At 67.2% G+C, this 19,193-nt stretch carries 21 protein-coding genes; 6 read left to right on the top strand and 15 right to left on the bottom strand.

Annotated elements, in window-relative coordinates; translation table 11 throughout:
• Positions 1-4: 4 nt before the first annotated feature.
• From AC5WJ1_RS17515 to AC5WJ1_RS17500, 4 genes are all read right to left on the bottom strand, one after another.
• On the bottom strand, positions 5-1,870 hold the full coding sequence (locus tag AC5WJ1_RS17515) for an ATP-binding response regulator (RefSeq protein WP_434034096.1): 1,866 nt from the start codon (positions 1,868-1,870) through the stop codon (positions 5-7).
• Positions 1,867-2,505 (bottom strand): response regulator transcription factor, encoded by a 639-nt coding sequence (locus AC5WJ1_RS17510; protein WP_135703911.1) that lies wholly within the window; start codon positions 2,503-2,505, stop codon positions 1,867-1,869. Before AC5WJ1_RS17510 ends, AC5WJ1_RS17515 begins: the two co-directional genes overlap by 4 nt.
• 349 nt (positions 2,506-2,854) lie before the next feature.
• Positions 2,855-4,516 carry a hypothetical protein gene (locus AC5WJ1_RS17505; protein ID WP_135703912.1) on the bottom strand — a complete coding sequence of 554 codons (1,662 nt, stop codon included), beginning with the start codon at positions 4,514-4,516 and terminating at the stop codon, positions 2,855-2,857.
• A 207-nt stretch (positions 4,517-4,723) separates the two neighbouring features.
• Positions 4,724-5,428, bottom strand: a complete 705-nt coding sequence (locus AC5WJ1_RS17500; RefSeq protein ID WP_133093265.1) for a Crp/Fnr family transcriptional regulator — start codon at positions 5,426-5,428, stop codon at positions 4,724-4,726.
• 156 nt (positions 5,429-5,584) lie between these two features.
• On the opposite strand from AC5WJ1_RS17500, the gene AC5WJ1_RS17495 reads away from it, so the two are divergent.
• Complete coding sequence (locus tag AC5WJ1_RS17495) at positions 5,585-7,219, top strand: acyl-CoA synthetase (RefSeq protein ID WP_494476816.1); 1,635 nt, start codon at positions 5,585-5,587, stop codon at positions 7,217-7,219.
• A 12-nt stretch (positions 7,220-7,231) separates the two neighbouring features.
• Here the strand turns inward: AC5WJ1_RS17495 and AC5WJ1_RS17490 are convergent, their stop codons facing one another.
• The 3 genes from AC5WJ1_RS17490 to AC5WJ1_RS17480 form a co-directional block, all read right to left on the bottom strand.
• Positions 7,232-7,504 (bottom strand): DUF6566 family protein, encoded by a 273-nt coding sequence (locus AC5WJ1_RS17490; RefSeq protein ID WP_135703913.1) that lies wholly within the window; start codon positions 7,502-7,504, stop codon positions 7,232-7,234.
• A gap of 14 nt (positions 7,505-7,518) precedes the next feature.
• The gene (locus AC5WJ1_RS17485; RefSeq protein WP_135703914.1) at positions 7,519-7,797 is read right to left on the bottom strand and encodes a hypothetical protein; all 279 of its coding nucleotides are present in this window, start codon (positions 7,795-7,797) and stop codon (positions 7,519-7,521) included.
• Between the two features lie 268 nt (positions 7,798-8,065).
• On the bottom strand, positions 8,066-8,314 hold the full coding sequence (locus AC5WJ1_RS17480) for a hypothetical protein (RefSeq protein WP_133093261.1): 249 nt from the start codon (positions 8,312-8,314) through the stop codon (positions 8,066-8,068).
• 179 nt (positions 8,315-8,493) lie between these two features.
• Between AC5WJ1_RS17480 and AC5WJ1_RS17475 the strand changes: the two genes are divergently transcribed.
• The gene (locus AC5WJ1_RS17475) at positions 8,494-9,615 is read left to right on the top strand and encodes an AGE family epimerase/isomerase (RefSeq protein WP_135703915.1); all 1,122 of its coding nucleotides are present in this window, start codon (positions 8,494-8,496) and stop codon (positions 9,613-9,615) included.
• Between the two features lie 88 nt (positions 9,616-9,703).
• Here AC5WJ1_RS17475 and AC5WJ1_RS17470 read toward each other — a convergent pair whose 3' ends face one another.
• The 5 genes from AC5WJ1_RS17470 to AC5WJ1_RS17450 form a co-directional block, all read right to left on the bottom strand.
• A complete protein-coding gene (locus AC5WJ1_RS17470) occupies positions 9,704-9,910 on the bottom strand; it encodes a hypothetical protein (protein ID WP_084402732.1) in 207 nt (68 codons plus the stop codon).
• Between the two features lie 206 nt (positions 9,911-10,116).
• Complete coding sequence (locus AC5WJ1_RS17465) at positions 10,117-10,485, bottom strand: hypothetical protein (RefSeq protein WP_135703916.1); 369 nt, start codon at positions 10,483-10,485, stop codon at positions 10,117-10,119.
• 67 nt (positions 10,486-10,552) lie between these two features.
• Positions 10,553-11,236: an alpha/beta hydrolase gene (locus AC5WJ1_RS17460; RefSeq protein ID WP_133093258.1), complete on the bottom strand. Its 684-nt coding sequence runs from the start codon at positions 11,234-11,236 to the stop codon at positions 10,553-10,555.
• 127 nt (positions 11,237-11,363) lie between these two features.
• A complete protein-coding gene (locus AC5WJ1_RS17455; protein ID WP_133093257.1) occupies positions 11,364-11,663 on the bottom strand; it encodes a hypothetical protein in 300 nt (99 codons plus the stop codon).
• Positions 11,664-11,839: 176 nt separating this feature from the next.
• Complete coding sequence (locus AC5WJ1_RS17450) at positions 11,840-12,880, bottom strand: alpha/beta hydrolase (protein ID WP_240745782.1); 1,041 nt, start codon at positions 12,878-12,880, stop codon at positions 11,840-11,842.
• A 347-nt stretch (positions 12,881-13,227) separates the two neighbouring features.
• Between AC5WJ1_RS17450 and AC5WJ1_RS17445 the strand changes: the two genes are divergently transcribed.
• The 4 genes from AC5WJ1_RS17445 to AC5WJ1_RS17430 all read left to right on the top strand — a co-directional run bounded on the left by AC5WJ1_RS17445 (position 13,228) and on the right by AC5WJ1_RS17430 (position 16,381).
• Positions 13,228-13,704: a copper resistance protein CopQ gene (locus AC5WJ1_RS17445; RefSeq protein ID WP_494476815.1), complete on the top strand. Its 477-nt coding sequence runs from the start codon at positions 13,228-13,230 to the stop codon at positions 13,702-13,704.
• A gap of 273 nt (positions 13,705-13,977) precedes the next feature.
• On the top strand, positions 13,978-14,544 hold the full coding sequence (locus AC5WJ1_RS17440) for a TetR/AcrR family transcriptional regulator (RefSeq protein ID WP_133093255.1): 567 nt from the start codon (positions 13,978-13,980) through the stop codon (positions 14,542-14,544).
• 395 nt (positions 14,545-14,939) lie between these two features.
• Positions 14,940-15,572, top strand: coding sequence for a copper resistance protein CopQ (locus AC5WJ1_RS17435; protein WP_135703918.1), 633 nt, complete (start codon positions 14,940-14,942; stop codon positions 15,570-15,572).
• Positions 15,573-15,793: 221 nt separating this feature from the next.
• On the top strand, positions 15,794-16,381 hold the full coding sequence (locus AC5WJ1_RS17430) for a TetR/AcrR family transcriptional regulator (RefSeq protein WP_494476814.1): 588 nt from the start codon (positions 15,794-15,796) through the stop codon (positions 16,379-16,381).
• Here AC5WJ1_RS17430 and AC5WJ1_RS17425 read toward each other — a convergent pair.
• Genes AC5WJ1_RS17425 through AC5WJ1_RS17415 form a run of 3 tightly spaced genes read right to left on the bottom strand, consistent with a single transcriptional unit; the run spans position 16,367 to position 19,050 of the window.
• On the bottom strand, positions 16,367-17,119 hold the full coding sequence (locus AC5WJ1_RS17425) for an alpha/beta fold hydrolase (protein ID WP_135703920.1): 753 nt from the start codon (positions 17,117-17,119) through the stop codon (positions 16,367-16,369). The two genes, AC5WJ1_RS17430 and AC5WJ1_RS17425, sit on opposite strands and share 15 nt — an antisense overlap.
• A 15-nt stretch (positions 17,120-17,134) precedes the next feature.
• Complete coding sequence (locus AC5WJ1_RS17420; RefSeq protein ID WP_133093251.1) at positions 17,135-18,160, bottom strand: M14 family zinc carboxypeptidase; 1,026 nt, start codon at positions 18,158-18,160, stop codon at positions 17,135-17,137.
• A complete protein-coding gene (locus AC5WJ1_RS17415; protein ID WP_494476990.1) occupies positions 18,157-19,050 on the bottom strand; it encodes a LysR substrate-binding domain-containing protein in 894 nt (297 codons plus the stop codon). The genes AC5WJ1_RS17420 and AC5WJ1_RS17415 overlap by 4 nt, the downstream gene beginning before the upstream one ends.
• Positions 19,051-19,193: the final 143 nt, after the last annotated feature.

Raw genomic sequence — 19,193 nt, 5'->3', positions numbered from 1 at the left:
CGTCCTAATCAGCTTCGGCCTGTGAATGGCCGCGGCGTGTTTCGCCCTGCGCGTCCTGCACATTCTGCGCGGGGGCATCGCGCAGCAGCGTGTCGATCGCCGCGTGCAATTCCTGCGGAACCACCGGCTTGTGCAGCAGCAGCGTGCCTGCCGCATGCGCGGTCCGCAGCCGGTCCGCCGCCGTATCTCCCGTGATGATGATCGCCGGCACATGACGGCCCAGCCGCTGCCGGATCGCGTCCAGCGCTTCCTGGCCGGTGCGATGGCCGCGCAGGCGGTAGTCGGCAAGCACCAGTGCAGGCTGGAACGCCGCGAGCATGGTCAGCGCCTCGTCCTCGGATTCGGCCGTGCGGCAGTCGCATTGCCATGCCCCCAGCAGCTCCGACATGGCGGTGCGGATCGCTTCGTCGTCGTCGATCACCAGCACGCGCAGCCCGTCAAGCCCGCCCGGTGCCACCGGGTGCGGCGTGTCTTCCGGCGTGCTCCACGCGCGCGGCATCACGAAGCGGAACACCGACCCCCGCCCCGGCCGCGAGCCCAGCGTGACGTGCGTGCGCATCGTCCGCGCCAGCCCCTCGACGATGGCCAGCCCCAACCCCAGCCCCTTGCGCTGGTCGCGCTCCGGATTGCCGAGCTGGTGAAACTCGCGGAAGATCTCGCGATGCTGTGCGGCGGGAATGCCGATGCCGGTGTCCCATACCTCGATCACGGCATGCAGCCGGCGCTGGCGGCACGCCACCAGCACGCCACCCTCCCGGGTATAGCGGATCGCATTGGCGATCAGGTTGCGCAGCACCAGTTCGACCAGCGTGGGATCGCCGTACAGCGTTGTGGTGGTATCGCGCGTGCGGTACACCAGCCCGCGCGCATCGGCCTGCGGCGCGAATTCGTTCTCGAGCTTGTGCAGCAGCGGCTGCAGCCGGAACGGCCGCGGCCGCGGCGTGACCACGCCGGCTTCGAGCTTGGAGAAGTCCAGCAGCGAGTTCAGCATTTCGCGTGCGGCGCCGGACGATGCCTCCACATGCTCCAGCAACTGGCGCTGGCGCGCATCCAGCGCGGTGCGGCCCAGCGACACCAGGAACAGCCCCATCGCATGCAGCGGCTGGCGCAGGTCATGGCTGGCCGAGGCCAGGAACACCGACTTGGCGCGGCTCGCTTGCTCCGCCGCATGCTGCGCGGCCTCGGCACGCGCGGTCTGCTCGCGCAGCTGCGAGATCAGCTCGATGTTTTCGAAGCGCAGCGCGATCGAATGCCGCGCCACGCGCGAATAGTTGCGTGCGAACATGATCAGCACGAACAGGTACAGCGGTGTGCCGAGGAACATGGGCAGGTATTCGATATCGCCGGTGACCAGGAACGCGATCCAGACCGGCACGATCGACGGAATAAAGAAGCCGATCGCCACCGGCAGGCAGGCGGAGAACACCGCCAGCGCCGCCGCGCTCATGCCGGCGATCAGCGACAGCACGCAGATCACCACCGCCGGCATGCTCACGTCCAGGTAGAGCCATGCCACCAGTCCCCACAGCGCGCCGATCAGCGCGAGCATGGCGGTCATGCCGCGCGCATAGCGGCCCGCGCCTGCCTCGGTCAGCCGTCCGGCCAGCGCCAGCCGCCCGAAGTACGCCACCGCGCAGGCCACTGCCATCGCGCAGGCCCAGGGCAGGGCGCCGGGACGGTCGCCCGACAGCCTCAGGCCCGCGGCGAGGATAAAGGCCGCCAGCGAGCAGCCCAGCATGGCGATGCCGAAGCTCTGGTCGATCAGCGCCATCTGCGCGGCCAGCAGCCGCGGCTCGTCGAAGCGCGGCAGCAGCCGCACGCCCTGCGGGCGATCTCCCCTTACGCGCGGCGGCGCCTGGTCCGCGGTCATCGCGCCGCCTGCACCAGCCCGCGGCGCTGCGCTTCCAGGATGGCTTCGACGCGGCTGACCACGCCGAGGTGGTCGAGGATGGCGGCCACATGAACGCGGACGGTGTTTTCGGACAGGCCCATGTGGTAGGCAATGACCTTGTTGGAGCGGCCCAGCGTGAGCTGGTGCAGCACCTCCAGCTGGCGCGGCGTGAGCGTGCTGGCGGCATACGGCGCCGGCGCGGCGGCACGGCCGGCCGCACTGGCGTCATCGGAGAAATGCATGCCGCCGGCGAGGCAGCAGGCGATCGCTTCCTCGATCTCGCGCGCATCGGCCGACTTGGGCAGGAAGCCGGCGATCTCGCGCCGCACGTCGGCCGGAATGGTTTCCAGTCCGGAAGTGCCGGAAACGATCAGGATGCGCGCCGCGGGGAAATGCCGCCGCAATACCTTGACGCCCTCCAGGCCGTTCAGGCCCGGCATCTGGATATCGAGCAGCAGGATATCGACCGCGGCGCCGGCATGGTCCTGTACCGCCTGCATGACAGAGCCGGCTTCGATGATCTGCCCGACGCTCGGGCTGTCGGCCAGGACCAGGCGCAGGCCGGTGCGGAACAGGGTGTGGTCGTCGATCAGCAGCAGGCGGGCGTGGGGCATGGGGAACAGGCGCCGTGAGCAGCGGGGCGCAGGTCAGTCTGGATGCCGTCGCAGCGGGCACGGGTCGACAGACATTGGACAAGAATTCATGGAGATTGTCCATGCACCAGACGCGTCAGCGCGACTAGTCCGGAAAGATTATTGGCCCGGCGCGGCGCCGGTGCGAAGATCCTCGCCGTGGACAGTTCCGCGACATGTCCGCACCACTTTTCGTTACCCACTACCACCCGGCTGTGGGTATTTTTTTGTCTGCGGTTTTGCGATCGGCAAAGAAAAGGCCGGCGTCGCGGGGCGGTGCCGGCCTGGAGCGAATCCGGACAACGGATGTCCGGATTCGCCGTGCGGTGGATTACGGACGGTTGAGCGAGATGCTGTAGAAGTTGACGTTGTTCACGCCGATCGACACGTTCACGCCGGTATTGCCCAGCACCATCGCGATCGACTCGGCTGCGGCGGTGCTCGCTTCGCGATAGCGCAGGCCAGGCGCCGGCACGTTCTGCTTCCAGCTGTCGAGGCGGCCGTCTTCGACGCGCTTGCGGGTATAGATGCCAGTCTGCGCGTCGGCCGATTCGACCACCGTGCTCCATTTCTCCGTACCGGTGAAGGTGAGCACAGGCGTGCCACCGCCCGCGGGCCGCAGGTACATCACCGCGTTATCCCAATACGCATTGGAATAGCCGACTGCCGGCAGCGCGCGGTCAACCTGCTTGCTGAAGATCATGAAGCCGTCTTCATGCGGGATCACCGCCATCATCTGACCATCGGTGCCCTTGAAGGTGTAGACGGGCTGCGCGCTGGCATAGAGGTCGTTGAAGCCGAAGATGCCGTTGCCGATTGCGGAGAAGGTCGGCAGCTCGGCTGCCGGCCAGCTTTCGCAGCTGTTGATGCCGGTGCAGTCGGCGCCCGCGGTCGCCTTGCCGTCGGCATCCAGGCTCAGTGTGACGCGGCTGGGCTTGAGTGGCGAGCCGGCGTCCTCACGCTCGTAGCCGAGGCCGTTCCAGTTGCCGGCAAGGTCGGCCAGGGTCAGCGACTGGGCGGGAATCAGCATGGCCACGCCGGGGTTCGGCATCGGCGCTGCCGGCACGGCCAGGCCCACGCCGGACTTCGACATCAGCACGGTCGTGACGCTGCCGCCGGACGAGACGGTGAAGCGGCAGGCTTCGGCGGCATCCGGGGTCAGCGTCACCGACGAACCGGAGGGTGCGTCCGCGGCGAAGCTGGACTTCTGCGTGATCGTCAGCGCGCTGGCATCGACTTCGGCAATGGTGCCGGACGGGTAGCTCAGGCCGACCAGGTGGTACTTGCCCGAGCGCAGGCCCGCGCAGCTTGCCGCCGCCGGTTGCAGCGCGGTCTGGATCGCCGTGGCGCCTGCATTGGAGGCGACTGCCGACGACAGCTCGTCCAGCGAGGTCTGCGACGACTCCAGGCGCTCGCCCAGCTGGTCGAGCAGCTGATCCTGAGCGTTGCCCGCAGTGCTGCCATTGGCCGCTACCAGCGTGCCCTTGAGCGGATCGACGCCGGTCAGGTCGACCACGCCGGTCAGTACCAGCTTCACGGCCTCGGTGGCCGTGTTCAGGCCGCTGGTGGTCAGCTTGGCCTGTGCGCTGGCATCGAACTGGTTGAAGAAGGCGTCGGTGTCGCCGCCGGCCAGCGATGCGGTGATCAGCTCGGTCAGCGGCGTGATGTTGGCCGTGGCGGTGGTACCGCTGCCGGCTTCCACGACCGAATGCAGCGTGGTGCCGTCCGGCGTCGTGACGCTCAGCACGCACGGGCGCGTGGCGTTCGGGATATCGATGGTGAAGGTGCCGTCCGCGGCGGTGGTGGCGGTGCCGCTGCCCGATGCGCACTTGGCCTGCACGCTGGCATTGCCCAGCGCCGCGCCCACTGCGGCCGTGCCGCTGATCTTGGTGGTCGGAGCCGAAGAAGCCGGCGCTTCGCTTTCTCCTCCGCCGCCGCATGCTGTCAGCACGGCGACAGCCAGACCCGTCAGAAACAAGTTTGTGGTTTTCATCCCTGTATTTGGCTTTATGTGGTTCTGGTTATGGCAGGGACCGCGCTGGTCGACCCGTGGCTCATGCAGCCCCGCCAACAGGGTGGCTCGCCCACCCTGCGGGCGCGAGTGTGTGCGAACGGCAGGGTTCAAGGTAACCCGCGTTCTGGTGATTGACACACAAATAAGACATATGGTTTGGCGGCCAGCGCCGCCAAACCTTGACCGCTACAGCTCTGACAGCCCGAAGCTGCGCAAGCGCGGCAGGTCGGTCACGCGGATGCTCTGGTAGGACAGATGCACCATGCCGGCGTCGGCCAGCCGTCGCAGCGCCTGGTTGACGCGTTGCCGCGACAGCCCGGTCAGCAGGCCGATTTCTTCCTGCGACAGCTCCAGCACGGGACTGGTGCGCGGATACAGGTCGGGATGGAACAGCTGCGCGATTGCCTGCGCCACGCGCGCATCGGCGCCGAGCAGGCGGTCGTTCTGCACCGTGGCGATGAACTGGCCCATGCGCTCGTTGAGCTGGCGTACGACAAAGCTTGCAAACGGCAGGCTCTGCGCCAGCAGCGTGTTGAAGACCGGCTCGGGCACCAGCAGCACTTGCGAGTCGCGGATGGCGATCACGTCGTAGCGGCGGTCTTCGCGCTTGATCACGCTGCCTTCGCCGCACCAGCCGCCGGCCGGCACGCCGGAGAAGGTGCAGCCGCGTCCGTCCGGCGTGTACACCGCCAGCTTGATCAGGCCGCTGTCGACCCCGATCCAGTAGCGCGAAGGCTCGCCGCGCCGGGCAATGAAGGCGCCCGCGGCGAAGGACTGCAGCAGTGTTTCGCGCGCGGCCAGCGCCTGGTGTTCCGCCGCCAGCGCGGCGTACCACACATGGCTGGCAAGCATGCTTTCAGGGGCGCGAGTGGGGTTCTGGGATGCGGTCATGACATCGGCGCGAGCGGCTGCGCGGCACTTTGTAAGATTTGCGTAAGCCTTGGCCGGCGCGGGTTTGCGGGAAGTTTGTCGTCCGGACGACAGTGCGCCGGGCGTGTGCGATGATAGCCTTGCCCCAGAAAAAGTGCGACTAGCGGAGACACAGCAATGCCAACCGATTTCGACAGCGGCCTGGCCCGCAATGCGGCCAATTTCGTACCGCTCACACCCATCGACTTCCTGGTCCGCGCCGCGGAGGTGTACGGCGACCGCCTGGCCATCGTGCACGGTCCGGTGCGACAGAACTGGCGCGACACGTATGCGCGCGCGCGCCGCATGGCCAGCGCGCTGGCGCGTGCCGGCGTCGGCAAGGGCGACACCGTGGCCGCGCTGCTGCCCAACACGCCGGCCATGGTCGAGGCGCATTTTGGCGTACCGATGGCGGGCGCGGTGCTCAATGCGCTCAATATCCGGCTCGACGCCGCCAACCTCGTCTTCATGCTGCGCCATGGCGAGGCCCGCGTGCTGCTCGCCGACACCGAGTTTGCCGACGTTGCGCGGCAGGTTGCGCTGGAAATTCCCGGGCTCAAGGTGATCGCGGTCCATGATGCGCTGGGGCCGCAGGCCGAGCCTTTCGGCGAGACCGACTATGAATCCTTCCTGGCTTCAGGCGACCCGGACTATGCGTGGCGCATGCCTGCCGACGAATGGGATGCGATCGCGCTGAACTACACCTCGGGCACCACCGGCGATCCCAAGGGCGTGGTCTATCACCACCGCGGCGCGGCCATCAACGCGATCTCCAACGTCCTGGAATGGGACCTGCCCAAGCACCCGGTCTACCTGTGGACGCTGCCGATGTTCCACTGCAATGGCTGGTGCTTCCCTTGGACCATCGCGGCGCGCGCGGGCGTCAACGTCTGCCTGCGCAAGTTCGAACCCAGGCTCGTGTTCGACCTGATGCGCGCGGAAGGCGTCACGCACTACTGCGCCGCGCCGATCGTGCATACCGCGCTGGTCAACGCGCCCGCATCGTGGCGCGAAGGCGTGCGCGGCCCGGTGCGCGGCATGGTCGCCGGCGCGCCGCCGCCGGCAGCGGTGCTGGCGCAGATGGAGGCCATGGGCTTCGAACTCACGCACGTGTATGGCCTGACCGAGGTTTATGGCCCGGCCGCGGTCTGTGCCGAGCAGGACGACTGGCGCACGCTGTCGGAACAGGACCGCGCCGTGCGCAAGGCGCGCCAGGGCGTGCGCTACCACCTGCAGTCGCAGGTTGCTGTGCTCGATCCTGATTCTATGCAGCCCGTGCCCGCCGACGGCGAGACCATCGGCGAGATCATGTTCCGCGGCAACATCTGCATGAAGGGCTACCTGAAGAACGAGAAGGCCACGCGCGAGGCCTTCGCCGGCGGCTGGTTCCATACCGGCGACCTCGGCGTGTGCATGCCCGACGGCTATATCAAGATCAAGGACCGCAGCAAGGACATCATCATTTCCGGCGGCGAGAATATTTCCAGCGTGGAAGTGGAGGACGCGCTCTACCGGCATCCCGCGGTGCTTGCCGCGGCGGTGGTGGCTCAGCCTGACGCCAAGTGGGGCGAGACGCCGTGCGCCTTCGTCGAACTGAAGGATGGCGCCAGTGCCACCGCGGAGGACCTGATCGCGCATTGCCGCACGCTGCTGGCCGGCTTCAAGGTGCCCAAGGCGGTGTACTTCGGGCCGCTGCCCAAGACTTCGACCGGCAAGATCCAGAAGTTCGAGTTGCGCCGCAAGGTGAAATCGGACGCGGCCATCGATGTCTGAACGCGGCGGTTGCTAGGGCTGTACCGCTTCCTCGGCATCGCGCTGTCCGGCGATATCCGAGTCGATGGCTTCGCGGCCCCACGCCATGCCCGCGCGCGTGGCATCGCCGGCACAGCCAAAGCGCGTCTGCATCACGGGGCACGGCCATGGCAGCCGCGTGCCGCGATGCCAGACTTCGGCGCGCAGCGTCCACCAGCCATCGTGCTGGCTGCCATAGCGCAGCGCCGCGACATGGATGCGATAGCCGCGGTAGCTGGCGTTCTCGTCATGCAATCCGCTGGGCATGCGCTATCGGGCGTTCAGCGTGCCCGCGCTTCGTGTGGACTTCCGTGAGGGCGGGGACGGTGCCAGTCCTGGGCAATGTCGGGGACCACCTCGCATTCGCCACGCACGATATTCTCGATGGTGGCGCACACGCATTCAGTGCCGCGCGGCCCTACGCACACCAGGCTGCGCGGATGGTCGGTGTGCTGCGGAATGGCATAGACGCGCATGCCCTCCTGGTACAAGGGATGCTTGCTCAGGCGCTCGTTCATCAGCTCGACGAAGCGCTGCGGAGAGACGACCGGCTTTTCCATTTCATGCTCCTGCGGCCCTGCCACCGCACCGATGCCAAGCGCGGCGAGGCGACCAGGCCAGTTAAGGCCAGGAAGATGACAGGCAGGTGGCAGGGAAGCACCCAGGCTTCGGGAAGGCCCTGGGCGTGGCCGGAACGGAGAATCGCGGGCAAATAGCCTGCCCGCGTTGCCACTGCCACGATTCCAGACTAGGACATGCGCGGCAGCGCGCAAGGATCGGGGCCACCCGGACGCCCGCGCCTGCACATGGCAGCGCGGGCGGCGTGCTTCAGGTGGTGCGCAGTTCGCTCGCCGCGCGCGGGCCATCCAGCATGCCATTGCCGGCGGCCCAGCAGGCTGCCTCGGCCTCGGCATGCGAACTGTATGTGGAAGGCGCTTCAACAGTGCAGTCGGCATCGGCCGCGCCGCAAAGTTCTTCCATGACAATGCGCCAGGTGTACTGGCCGGATGGCTCTTCCAGCACGTGCAGTACCAGCGTGCGGTGATGGTCCGAAAGCGTAAGGGGCAGGGTCGACATTGGCTCCTCCCGTTGGCAGGTGGGACGCATTTGATGCTAGCAACTACAGGCGCATGGTGCCATCGGAGAATTGCAACCGCGGCATGGCAAGATACGCGTGCCGCGGCTTCCCCCGCTGCGCCGAATCCAGTAACCTTCTGCGCCTGGCGCCACGTGGCGCCTGCTTCTCGCCACCGACCATGCTCAATTCGACCGCACTCAACCAACAGGTCGCCGCCTTGACGGCGCACTACGACGCCACGGTGCTGCCGCTGTGGACTGCCAGCGGCTGGAATGCCGGCCTGTTCCTGCCTTATGAGGCCCTCGACGGCGCCACGGCCGCGCCGCTGCCGGCGGCGCGCTACCGTGCCATGGCGTGTGCGCGGCAGCTTTATGTGTTTTCTGTGGCGGGCCAGCATGCGCATGCCGATACGCTGTTCGGCTCGCTGCAGGCGTATTTCGGCGACGGGGCGGGCGGCTGGATCTACAGCGTGGGACCGGACGGTTCGCCGCTGGACACCACGCGCGACCTTTACACGCACGCCTTCGTGATCTTTGCCTGCGCCAGCTACCACGCGCTGCGCGGCAATCCCGATGCGCTCGAAGTGCTCGACGAAACCGTCGACGTCGTCGAGGACTTCTTCACTGAAGATGGCGGGCTGTACCATGCCGCGCTTAACGAGCACTTTCGCCCGAAAGGCGCAGGCGTGCTGCAGAACCCGGTGATGCACCTGACCGAGGCCTACCTGGCGGCGCTCGATGCGACCGGCGACGAATGGTATGCCGAGCGGCTGCGCGAGATCGCGATGGCCGTGTTCGAGCGCTTTGTCGATCCCGCGAGCGGCTGTATCGCCGAGCTGCCGCAGGGCAGTGCCGACAATCGCATCGAACCGGGCCACCAGTTCGAATGGTTCTCGCTGGTCGCGAGCCGGCCGCAGCTGTTCGGCGACCTGCCGCTGGAAGGCGCGCTGCGCCAGGCCTTCGACTTTGCGCAGCGGCATGGCGTGGCGCCCGGCACGCTGGGCGTCAGCGCGGCACTGGACGCGCGTGGCGGGCTGCTCGACGGTACCCAGCGCATCTGGGCGCAGACCGAGTATGCACGCGCACTGGCGCTGCATGGACAACCCGGGTCGCTGGCTACGCTGGAAGCGTGGGCCGGGCAGTTCCGCAATCGCTTCCTGCATGCGCAGGGATGGCACGAATGCCTCGCGCCTTCAGGCGACGTGGTGCGTGCGGAGATGCCGTCGACTTCGCCATACCACCTGGCAACGTCTTACCTGGCGCTGGCACAGGCCGCCGGCCTGTCCTGGCCGAACCAGTGACGCGACGCAATCGTTATCAATTCTTTGCAGTCGCGGCCAGGGGCCGCGACTAGACTCAAGCCCGCGCTCCGCCCGTGCGTTGTCCTTCTTAACTACCTGGTCGTCGTTCTGAAGTCGCGGGCCGGGGCGCACCCGCCTGCGGCGATACCTGCGTGCCTACGCGGACTTCCATCTGCCGTATGCGGGTGGCGGCACGGGTCTCTGCGTGGTCATTGAGGATCAGGCACAGCAGCGTCAGCAAGGCCGCTGCGATCATGCTCAGCGCGATCCAGGCGAGGCAGTGCTTGCGTTCCATGGTGGAATCGATGGGGGCATTATTGGAGCGCGCAGTGTAAGCGCCCCGCCGCAAAGCGATTGTCAACCTTTGCAAACACAGCGGTTATGCCACGTCTGGATGCTCTGGCAAGCTCTCCGGCAATCGCGCCCCATCCACGATTTAGCGTTTTCGCCAATTCCTGCAATGCCGGCGAGAAGCGCTAATTCGCAAATTCAATGATTCGCTTATTCCATCACGCCGTTCTCGCGCAGCAGCCGTTCGCATTCATCGAGCATGTCGTGCGCAAAGGCAGACTGATAGTTGGGATCGAGCGCTTCCATCATTTCGTGCGCGGCATACAAGCCCGCTTCGCGCGACAGCGTCTCGGCCAGCTGTCGTGCAAACTGGTCGCTAAGTTCCGACAGCAAACGCCGCTCGGACAGCGGCAGCTGCAGCCGCGAGCGCGACAGCCATTCGCCTGCGAGCGTCGCGCCTTGTGCGTCCGTCATCCACTTGCGGTGCTCGTAATAGGCCGACAGGCGCTCGGCGGTCAGCGCGAACAGCAGCGCCTTGCGGGTGTTGAAATCGATGCGGGGCAGTGGGGCGAGGCTCATGGGTACGGCTTGCCGCGCGGGCGTGGCCCTTGCGGCGATCTGTCAGGGTTATCGGCGTTTGATCAGGTCAGGCACCGGCAGGGCCGAAGCGCTCCGCCAGCCATGCGCCGATGGCAACGATCTCTTCCAGGCAGACCGAATGCCCCATCGGGTACGTCTGCCATGTCAGCGGATGCTGGCGCGCCTGGATAAAGTCGCGTGCCGCAACGCCCAGCTGCAACGGCACCACATCGTCCTGCGTGCCGTGCGCGGCAAACACCGGCGTGGCGGCATTCGCGGCGCTGGCCTGCGCTGCCACCGTGCCCGGCGCGGGAATATAGCTGGACAGCGCCACGATGCCGGCAAGCGGTTCCGGATGCGTCAGGCCCGCGGTATAGGCGATGGCGCCGCCCTGTGAAAACCCGGCCAGCACGATGCGGCTGCAGGGGATGCCGCGCGCATTCTCGCGCGCGACCAGCGCGCGGATGGCATTGCACGAGGCCTGGATGCCGGCCTCATCGGCGCGGCGGCCGGCCTCGTCGAGGGAATAGATGTCATACCAGGCCGGCATGACATAACCGCCGTTGCAGGTCACGGAAATCGCCGGCGCGTGCGGAAAGATAAAGCGCACGCCAGGCGAGGCGGGCAGCCGCAACTCCGGCACCACCGGTGCAAAGTCGCTGCCGTCGGCGCCCAGCCCGTGCATCCAGATCACGGCGCAGCGGGGATCGGGCGCGGTTTCGATTTCAATGGCGGGCAGCAGTTCGCTCATGGGGCAGGTTCCTGTGTGACGGCGTGCCCGCGCGCCGATGGGCGCGGCAGGCAGCGCGAGTATCGCACAGGTCAGGCCCGCTGATGCCGCACGCCCGCCATGCGGGCAGGGCGGCACGACTGCCGGTTCAGGCGGCGGACGGAACGATCGGCACGGTGGTCAGCCCCGGCGCGCGCGCATTCTGCGCGGCGGAGGGCAACTCGGCCATTGCCGGCACGGTGGCGCGGCGCTTGTCCACCACGTCCTCCACGCCCTTGGCCGAGACATCTTCCAGGAACGCGACCATGTCGCGGTAGTAGGCCACCTGCATCTGCGCCTCGAGCAACTTCCGCTCGGCCTGGAATAGCGTCAGCCTCATGTCTTGCAGTTCCCTTTCGGCGATTTTTTCCGGGGTCGGCGGACTGAACAAGTTTGCAAGCCAACGCATGGCAGTACCTCCAGTTCTGTCAAAGCGAAATTGCGATGCTTGTGCCACGAGGTCAAATATAGACAAGAAATCGATAAAAGGCCTCTTGGCCTCCTTGCCGTGGTGCCTCGCCCACAAGGATGATTGCCGCTTGCGGGAGTCTGCGGTAGATTGTCCGGCGACTTCGGATCGCCCCCTCACTGCTTGCCTGGCACGCGCATCGGATCGCTGTTTTTGTGCGGGTTTTCGAGCGGATTCCGGCCCTGGCTGCATTCCCCGCCTGCTTCCACGACCTCCACGCGCGCGCCGGTTTCATGCTGCGGGAGGGTGTCCAATTCATGTACGTAACGCACGATCGGCGACCAGAATGCGGCGATATGGTCTGGCTCGATGGCGGCGCCATGCGGCATGGCGTCATGCATCACCAATTGATGCAAGTGCCGCGCGGCGGCGGCCACGCGCTCCGCATGGACGTGCGCGAACACGGCATCGGCGCGGCTATGCACCACCAGCAGCGGACGTTCGAGGCGGCTGGCACGCGCGGCGTTGTTCCAGGGATCCGGCAGCAGCCACGCTGCCCAGGCCGGCACGCGGCCGGTCTGCACCGCGGCGCGCCGCGCCGAGCTGAAGCCGGCGGCAATGACATAGCCGTCGGGCTGCGGCGCGAAGTGCCGCGCCACGTCGAGCAGGATGCCCGAGCCCAGCGAATGGCCCAGCACCACGCGGCGCGACGCCGCGGGCGCGGCCGCAACAAACTGCCGGTATGCAGTCATGGCGTCCTGGCGCAGGTGGCGCACCGAAGGGCGCCCGCTGCTGCGGCCATAGCCGCTGTAGTCGAACACGAAGGATGCGATGCCGGACTCGGCCAGCAGGGCCTGTACCGGCAGCCAGTCGGCCAGGGTTTCATTGTCGCCATGGCAGACCATCAGCGCGGGCGCATCGTGGCGGGCGGCTGGGACAAAGCGGGCATGCAGTTCCCGATCGCCGCTGGCGAACGTGGTATGCCGCACAGGCATGGATGACCAGGGCACGGGAGTCCCGGTGCTTGTTTCATCCGTTCGCGTGACAAATGCTTTGCGCTCCACCGCACGAAACAGTAGATGGCGCGCAACGCCGGCGGCCAGCGCGACGCCCGCCGCCACGGCAAGCCAGCGCAGCGTGCCCGGCGCCGCCGGAGCGGGGACGGTTGCAGCAGGGTCGGGATGCGGCGTGTCGAACATGCTAGGGCGGCGTGCCATGGTCGGGTCCGTGTTATTTCAGGCTAGCAGGCTACGATGAACATGTTAAGAAATGTCCATCCGGGCGGACGGATCTCTGCCCCATGAGCCGTCCTATCGCGCCGATAGGAAAATTTTGTCTTGACTATCTACCTAGTAGTAGATAGCATTCTCTCCATGGAACCGCTGCACCGCCAGCAGCAAAGCAGGAAGGGCGGAGAAGTGGCGATCCCATCGCAATACCGCTATGCGGTCTTTTTTTAGCGCCGTCCATCTATCTACTAGTAGATGGAAGTGCGAGAAAAGCCCAGCAGGAAGCCACTGACACCGATTGACGCGATCCGAAACATCGCCACCAGGAGCCCATCATGACCAAGTTCGCCAAGACCCTGATCACCGCCGCCACCCTTGCCGCCGCCTTCGCAGGTGGCGCCGCCCACGCCGCCGGCGTGCAGGACGGCAGCTTCGCCGGTGACAAGTACGGCTACCAGTTCCGCGTAGGCAAGACCGATGCCTTCACCGACGGTGCCCGCACCGGCAAGTTCGATCCGTTCACCGAAGGCGCGCGTGCCGGCAAGTTCGACCCGTACACCGATGGCCGTGCAGGCAAGGCTGATCCGTACACCGACGGTGCTCGCACTGTCAGCTACCGCAGCGGCCAGTTCGACCCGTTCACCGAAGGTGCGCGCGTCGGCAAGACCGACCCCTACACCGACGGCTTCCGTACCGTAGCCGGCCTGGACCGCAGCGGTGTCTCGTCCGAGCCGTCGCGCAGCTTCGACCCGTACACCGACGGTGCGCGCGTGGGCAAGGCCGACCCGTACACCGACGGCGCGCTCGCCTGATCCCTGCCGTCCACCGGCCGGCGGCTTAACCACCTTTACGGCGGCGGCCAGCAAGGCCGCTGCCCGATGGAGTCCATCATGAGTTTGCGTGACAGCATCCTGCTGCTTGGCGGATGGCTGGTGCTCTGCGTGACGAGTGGCTCGATGATCACCTTCGCCGCGCAGGTCCTGCCTGGCTAAAACCGTAAAGCCGATGCCTCGGCGCTAGGGGATTACCCGGGCGCCGGGGCATTTCAGCTTGAGCGCCTATCTTCGCGTAGATACACTGCCTTTATGAAAACGCAATCCGTACGCGAGCAACTGCTCGAGCACACCCTGGTCCTGATCCGCCGCCGCGGCTTCAACGGCTTCAGCTATCGCGACCTGGCCGAGCTGGTGGGTGTGAAGACTTCCAGCATCCACTATTACTTCCCGACCAAGGACGACCTCGTCCTCGAGGCGGTGAAGGAATACAGCGCCCGCCTCAGCGAGCACCTGCGCGCCATCGACACGAAGCTGCCGGTCACCGAGCAGGCCGCGATCTACCTGGCGCCGTTCCGCAACAGCTGCGGCTCCGACCAGATCTGCCTGTGCGGCATGCTGTCGACCGAAACCCTGTGCCTGCCCGAATCCGTGCACCAGCTGCTGCAGGGCTTCTACCTGATGCACGAGAAATGGCTGACGGGACTGCTGGAGCGTGCCCAGCCGCTGCGCAGCACGCCATTCCCCGTGCCGCCGCCACGGCTGGCGCAGGTGGTGTTCGGTTCGCTGCAAAGTGGCCTGATCGCAGCCCGGCTGTTCGGCACGTCCGACCGCGTCGAGGCAGCGGCCGATACGCTGATGGCAGCCGTGGCTGGCTAAGGGTTAGCGTTCCGATCTATCGCGCTGTCAGTGGCGCGTCCAGAGCCGTCGGGTGGCGAAAGCTGCGCGGCGGCTTTTTTCATTGGCGGCTCGCGTCCGCTTTTTTTCTCGCTATATTCTTTTGGAATCAAAGACTTACTATCGGCTATCAGTCCCATAGAAATATTCTTCCTTGACTATCTACCTAGTAGTAGATAGTATTTGACTCATGGAAGCGCCGCAGCGCCAGCAGCAACGAAGAGCAGGGCCCAGCGACGATCCCATGCATGACCGAAGGCGGTCATTTTTTCAGGGCAGGTGATCTATCTACTAGTAGATAACTACCCAAAAAAAAGCACCGCGAAGCCACTGACACCGATTGACGCGATCCGAAACATCGCCCCCTGGAGCCCATCATGACCAAGTTCGCCAAGACCTTCATCACCGCCGCCACCCTTGCTGCCGCCTTCGCTGGTGGCGCCGCCCACGCCGCTGGCGTGCAGGACAGCAGCTTCGCCGGTGACAAGTACGGTTACCAGTTCCGCGTTGGCAAGACCGATGCCTTCACCGACGGTGCCCGCACCGGCAACTTCGATCCGTTCACCGAAGGCGCACGCGTCGGCAAGGCTGATCCGTACACCGACGGTGCCCGCATCGTCGCCGGCCTGGATCGCAGTGGCGTCTCGGCTTCGCCGGCGCGCAGCGGCCAGTTCGACCCGTTCACCGAAGGTGCGCGCGTCGGCAAGGCTGATCCGTACACCGACGGTGCCCGCATCGTCGCCGGCCTGGATCGCAGCGGCGTCTCGGCTTCGCCGGCACGCAGCGGCCAGTTCGACCCGTTCACCGAAGGCGCACGCGTCGGCAAGGCTGATCCGTACACCGACGGTGCCCGCATCGTCGCCGGACTGGACCGCAGCGGCGTCTCGGCCTCGCCGGCACGCAGCGCCGACCCGTACACCGATGGCGCACGTGTTGGCAAGGCTGACCCCTACACCGACGGTGCACGTGTCGGCAAGGCTGACCCCTACACCGACGGTGCAATCGCCTGAGGCAAGCGTCTGGAAAACGGCCGGCAAGTTGCCGGCCCCCTGTAACCACCGGGCTGCCAGCGAGCAGCCCGGTTCATGGAGTCGATCATGCGTTGGCTTGACACTGCGCTGATCCTGGGCGGATGGGTAGGGCTTTGCCTGGCAAGCGGGTCCCTCATCACGCTCGTCGCACGCGCGCTGCCGGCCTGAGCCGCGCGGTGCAGAACGAAGGAGTTGGAACGATGAAAACCCGGTCCGTACGTGAAGAACTGGTCGAACATGCACTGGTGCTGATCCGCCGTCGGGGGTTCAACGGGTTCAGCTACCGCGACCTGGCGGAACTGGTCGGGGTCAAGACCTCGAGCATCCACTATTACTTTCCGACCAAAGAAGACCTAGTGCTGGAAGCGGTGCGCGAATACGGCGCACGCAAGCAGGCACGGCTGGCGGCCATCGACAGCAGCCTGCCGCCGGCCGAGCAGGCGCGCCAATACCTGGCTCCCCTGTGCGCCGGCGCCGGCACCGACGAAGCGTGCCTGGTCGGCATGCTGGCGGCGGATGTGCTGATGCTGCCGGAGTCCGTGCGCAGCGCGATGCGCGACTTTGTCCGCCTCAACGAGCAATGGCTTGCGCGGCTGTTCGAGCGCGCGGCGGCGCAGCGGCAGGCGCCTTACCCGGCGTCGCCCCAACAACTGGCGGAGATTGCGTTCGGCGCGCTGCAAAACGGCCTGATCAGTGCGCGGCTGTTCGGCACCACCGACCGGCTCGACGCCGCCGCGGGGATGCTGACCGGCCTGATGCGGGCGGAGCGGGCGCTAGCCGTTGCCTGACACCATGCGCGCCACGGCCTCGCACAACCAGCCCGGATCGTCGTGGGGCAGGTCGTGGCCGGCCCAGTGATGCGTCAGCACCGGCGCGTTCCAGGCCTGTCCGATACGTGCGGAGCAGGCCGGGTCGACCAGCCGGTCCGATGACGATGCAATCAGCAGCAACTGGCAGCCAGGCGCGTTCGCCGGTGCCCGATAGCGTGCCGCGGCCACCAGTTGCGCCAGCGCGGCGCAGCGGCTGACCGGCGCGTCGGCGGCAATGGCTTGCCAGGCCGCGATGTCGGCGGCAAGCGTATCCGCGCGCGCGCAGGTGATGGCGTGAATGGTGCGCTCGCAATAGGCGCGGTCGTGCCAGCGCTGCGCGACGCGCAGCAGCTTGCCCCAGTTGCGCGGCCGCAGCCGCTGCATCGGCGTGCAGAAGGGCCGCATGCTGGTGTTGACCAGCACCAGCCCGCCGACTTCGTCCGGATAGCTGCTGGCCCACTCGGTGGCGACCATCGCGCCCAGCGACATGGCCAGCACGCGGTACGGCCCGCGCGCGCCGGCCGTCGACAGCTGCCGGCGCACCGCGCTGACCATGTCGCGCACGCACCAGGGCGCGGGCTGCACCGACAGCGCGCCATTGCCCGGCAAGTCGGGCAGCAGCGGCCGGCCCAGCCCGGCCGCTTCCCATTGCGCGGGCAGGTGCCCCCAATGGCGCGTCTCGCGCGTCAGTCCCCGCAGGAATACCCATCGGCTCATGCGATCCTCAACAGTTCATGGCAACGCCTCTGTCTGCCAGTGCGCGCGCGCCTGCTGCAGCAGTGCCTCGCGCTGCGGCCCGTGCGGCAGCCAGCGTTCCGGCGCAAACGCGACGCGCCCGAGGAAATCGAACAGGCTCACGTGGCGGCGCAGCACGCGCGCGGTGCGGTGCGCCTTGATCGGGTTGAAGATCCCCTCGCGCGAGAACAGCTGGCGCGGGTTTTTCTTGATCCACAGCCACGAGCCCAGCTCCAGCGTCATCGGCAGGAACAGGTTGCCGGCCGGCGTGAGGTCATACGCATGGTCCCACAGGTCGCCATGCAGCAGGTACTGGTGGCTTTGCGGCTCGAAGGTGTAGCCGTGGTGCGGGTGCGCCTGCTCGAACAGGGTCTTGAGCAGGTACATCTCGGGCAGGTGCGCCATCGGCCGGCGCGTGCGCGCGTACGGGAACCAGATGCTGTCGCGCCAGCCGTAGCCGGAGTGGCAGTCCACCGCAAAGCTGAGCGGGCGCGGCAGCAGTTCTTCCTGCACCACGCGCAGCAGCGCGCGGCTCTCCAGCTCCATCGGCCCGCCTTCCGGGCCGCGATACCAGGGCAGCCAGGCGCCAAGGCGCTGCCCGCCGGCCAGGAACGGCACGGGCGCGTCGGCGTCCTGCGGGCCGTTGCGCATCAGGTCGACGCCGTTGGGATTGGCCCGGGTGCCGGCCCACATGCCGCCGGGATTGACGATCGGCATGAACACCAGCCGCACGGCCTGCAGTTCGCGATGCAGCAGTTCGTCCCATGCCAGCCGGCCCAGCACGGAGCGCAGGTAGTCCAGTACCAGCTGCGTGCCAATCCGCTCGAGGCCGTGGATGCCGCCGAAGATGCCGATGGCCGGCGCCTGCGGGTCGCGGCTGCCAAGGGTGGCCACATGCAAGCCGAAGCGGTGGCCCTGCACCACGGCTTCGCCCACCACGCGGCAGTCGAGCACATGGCTGGCGGCGTCGAACAGCGCCAGCAGCTGGTCGTATTCAGGAAAGGCGTCGGCGCGCGCGATCATGCCGCCCGCGGCTCGGCGGCGGCATCGGCATCGGTCGCCGTCAAGCAGGCCAGGAAGGCACCCACCAGGCGCGTGCCGCGCCGGCTCTGCAGGCAATACAGGTATTCGTTCAGCACGGGCGCGCCGCGCGCAAACGGCACCACCCGCAGCAGCGGGTCTTGCGGCACTTCGCCCAGCGGCACCACGCTCGCGCCGAGGTTCTGGCGGATCGCTTCGTAGATGGCCTCGCGGCTGCCGATCACGGTATGCCGCGGCAGCTGCTGCGCGCAGGCGGCGAGGGCATCCTCGGTCGCCTTGCGTGTCATCGAGCCATGCTCGCGCACCAGCAGATGGCAGCCGCGCAGCTGGGCCAGGTCCACCTGCGGCAGGCGCGCCAGCGCATGGTCCGGATGCACCACCAGCACCATCGGCGCGGAGGCCAGGCGGATGCGCGCAAGGCGGTCGTCTTCGACCGGATGCGACGACACGGCCGCGTCGATCCGGTACTCGAACAGTGCTTCCAGCATCTGCTGCGAATTGCCGATGTCCAGGCTCACCTCGATCGCCGGATAGCGCTGCCGGAACGCGGCCACCGCGCGCAGGATGTAGTAGGGACCCGTGGCGCCGAGGCGCAGGCTGCCGAAGCGCAGGTCGCCGGCGTTGCGCAGCAGGTAGTCGGCCTGGCCTTCGTGCTGCATCAGCTGCTCGACCACCGGCATCAGCGCCAGCCCCACGTCGCTCAGGTCGACCCGGCTGGCGCGGCGGTGGAACAGCTCAACGCCATACGATTCTTCGAGCTGGCGGATGCGGCCGGTGACGGTGGGCTGGCTCACGCGCAGCTGTCGGGCCGCCATGGTGATGCTGCCCTGGCGCGCCACTTCGAAAAAGGTCATCAGCAGGTCGCCAAGCATGGTCATCCGCGGTGGTTGGGGGGAGCGCACCGGACAGGTCCGGACGACCGCGCAGTCTAGCGGGGCAATATGACAATACGGCGACGCCCGCCGCGGCGTGGGCCGCGGCGGGGCTGGCGGGCTTGGCATAGGGCAGGCAGGCC

This window comes from Cupriavidus sp. MEYA8, assembly GCF_059278825.1.
Note: the sequence above shows the minus strand (reverse complement) of the source record. Positions and strands in the feature narration are given on the sequence as shown.

Excerpts from the sequence above, each read along its gene's own strand:
- AC5WJ1_RS17515 (WP_434034096.1), bottom strand. The coding sequence starts at position 1,870 with ATGACCGCGGACCAGGCGCCGCCGCGCGTAAGGGGAGATCGCCCGCAG.
- AC5WJ1_RS17510 (WP_135703911.1), bottom strand. The coding sequence starts at position 2,505 with ATGCCCCACGCCCGCCTGCTGCTGATCGACGACCACACCCTGTTCCGC.
- AC5WJ1_RS17505 (WP_135703912.1), bottom strand. The coding sequence starts at position 4,516 with ATGAAAACCACAAACTTGTTTCTGACGGGTCTGGCTGTCGCCGTGCTG.
- AC5WJ1_RS17500 (WP_133093265.1), bottom strand. The coding sequence starts at position 5,428 with ATGACCGCATCCCAGAACCCCACTCGCGCCCCTGAAAGCATGCTTGCC.
- AC5WJ1_RS17495 (WP_494476816.1), top strand. The coding sequence starts at position 5,585 with ATGCCAACCGATTTCGACAGCGGCCTGGCCCGCAATGCGGCCAATTTC.
- AC5WJ1_RS17490 (WP_135703913.1), bottom strand. The coding sequence starts at position 7,504 with ATGCCCAGCGGATTGCATGACGAGAACGCCAGCTACCGCGGCTATCGC.
- AC5WJ1_RS17485 (WP_135703914.1), bottom strand. The coding sequence starts at position 7,797 with ATGGAAAAGCCGGTCGTCTCTCCGCAGCGCTTCGTCGAGCTGATGAAC.
- AC5WJ1_RS17480 (WP_133093261.1), bottom strand. The coding sequence starts at position 8,314 with ATGTCGACCCTGCCCCTTACGCTTTCGGACCATCACCGCACGCTGGTA.
- AC5WJ1_RS17475 (WP_135703915.1), top strand. The coding sequence starts at position 8,494 with ATGCTCAATTCGACCGCACTCAACCAACAGGTCGCCGCCTTGACGGCG.
- AC5WJ1_RS17470 (WP_084402732.1), bottom strand. The coding sequence starts at position 9,910 with ATGGAACGCAAGCACTGCCTCGCCTGGATCGCGCTGAGCATGATCGCA.
- AC5WJ1_RS17465 (WP_135703916.1), bottom strand. The coding sequence starts at position 10,485 with ATGAGCCTCGCCCCACTGCCCCGCATCGATTTCAACACCCGCAAGGCG.
- AC5WJ1_RS17460 (WP_133093258.1), bottom strand. The coding sequence starts at position 11,236 with ATGAGCGAACTGCTGCCCGCCATTGAAATCGAAACCGCGCCCGATCCC.
- AC5WJ1_RS17455 (WP_133093257.1), bottom strand. The coding sequence starts at position 11,663 with ATGCGTTGGCTTGCAAACTTGTTCAGTCCGCCGACCCCGGAAAAAATC.
- AC5WJ1_RS17450 (WP_240745782.1), bottom strand. The coding sequence starts at position 12,880 with ATGGCACGCCGCCCTAGCATGTTCGACACGCCGCATCCCGACCCTGCT.
- AC5WJ1_RS17445 (WP_494476815.1), top strand. The coding sequence starts at position 13,228 with ATGACCAAGTTCGCCAAGACCCTGATCACCGCCGCCACCCTTGCCGCC.
- AC5WJ1_RS17440 (WP_133093255.1), top strand. The coding sequence starts at position 13,978 with ATGAAAACGCAATCCGTACGCGAGCAACTGCTCGAGCACACCCTGGTC.
- AC5WJ1_RS17435 (WP_135703918.1), top strand. The coding sequence starts at position 14,940 with ATGACCAAGTTCGCCAAGACCTTCATCACCGCCGCCACCCTTGCTGCC.
- AC5WJ1_RS17430 (WP_494476814.1), top strand. The coding sequence starts at position 15,794 with ATGAAAACCCGGTCCGTACGTGAAGAACTGGTCGAACATGCACTGGTG.
- AC5WJ1_RS17425 (WP_135703920.1), bottom strand. The coding sequence starts at position 17,119 with ATGAGCCGATGGGTATTCCTGCGGGGACTGACGCGCGAGACGCGCCAT.
- AC5WJ1_RS17420 (WP_133093251.1), bottom strand. The coding sequence starts at position 18,160 with ATGATCGCGCGCGCCGACGCCTTTCCTGAATACGACCAGCTGCTGGCG.
- AC5WJ1_RS17415 (WP_494476990.1), bottom strand. The coding sequence starts at position 19,050 with ATGCTTGGCGACCTGCTGATGACCTTTTTCGAAGTGGCGCGCCAGGGC.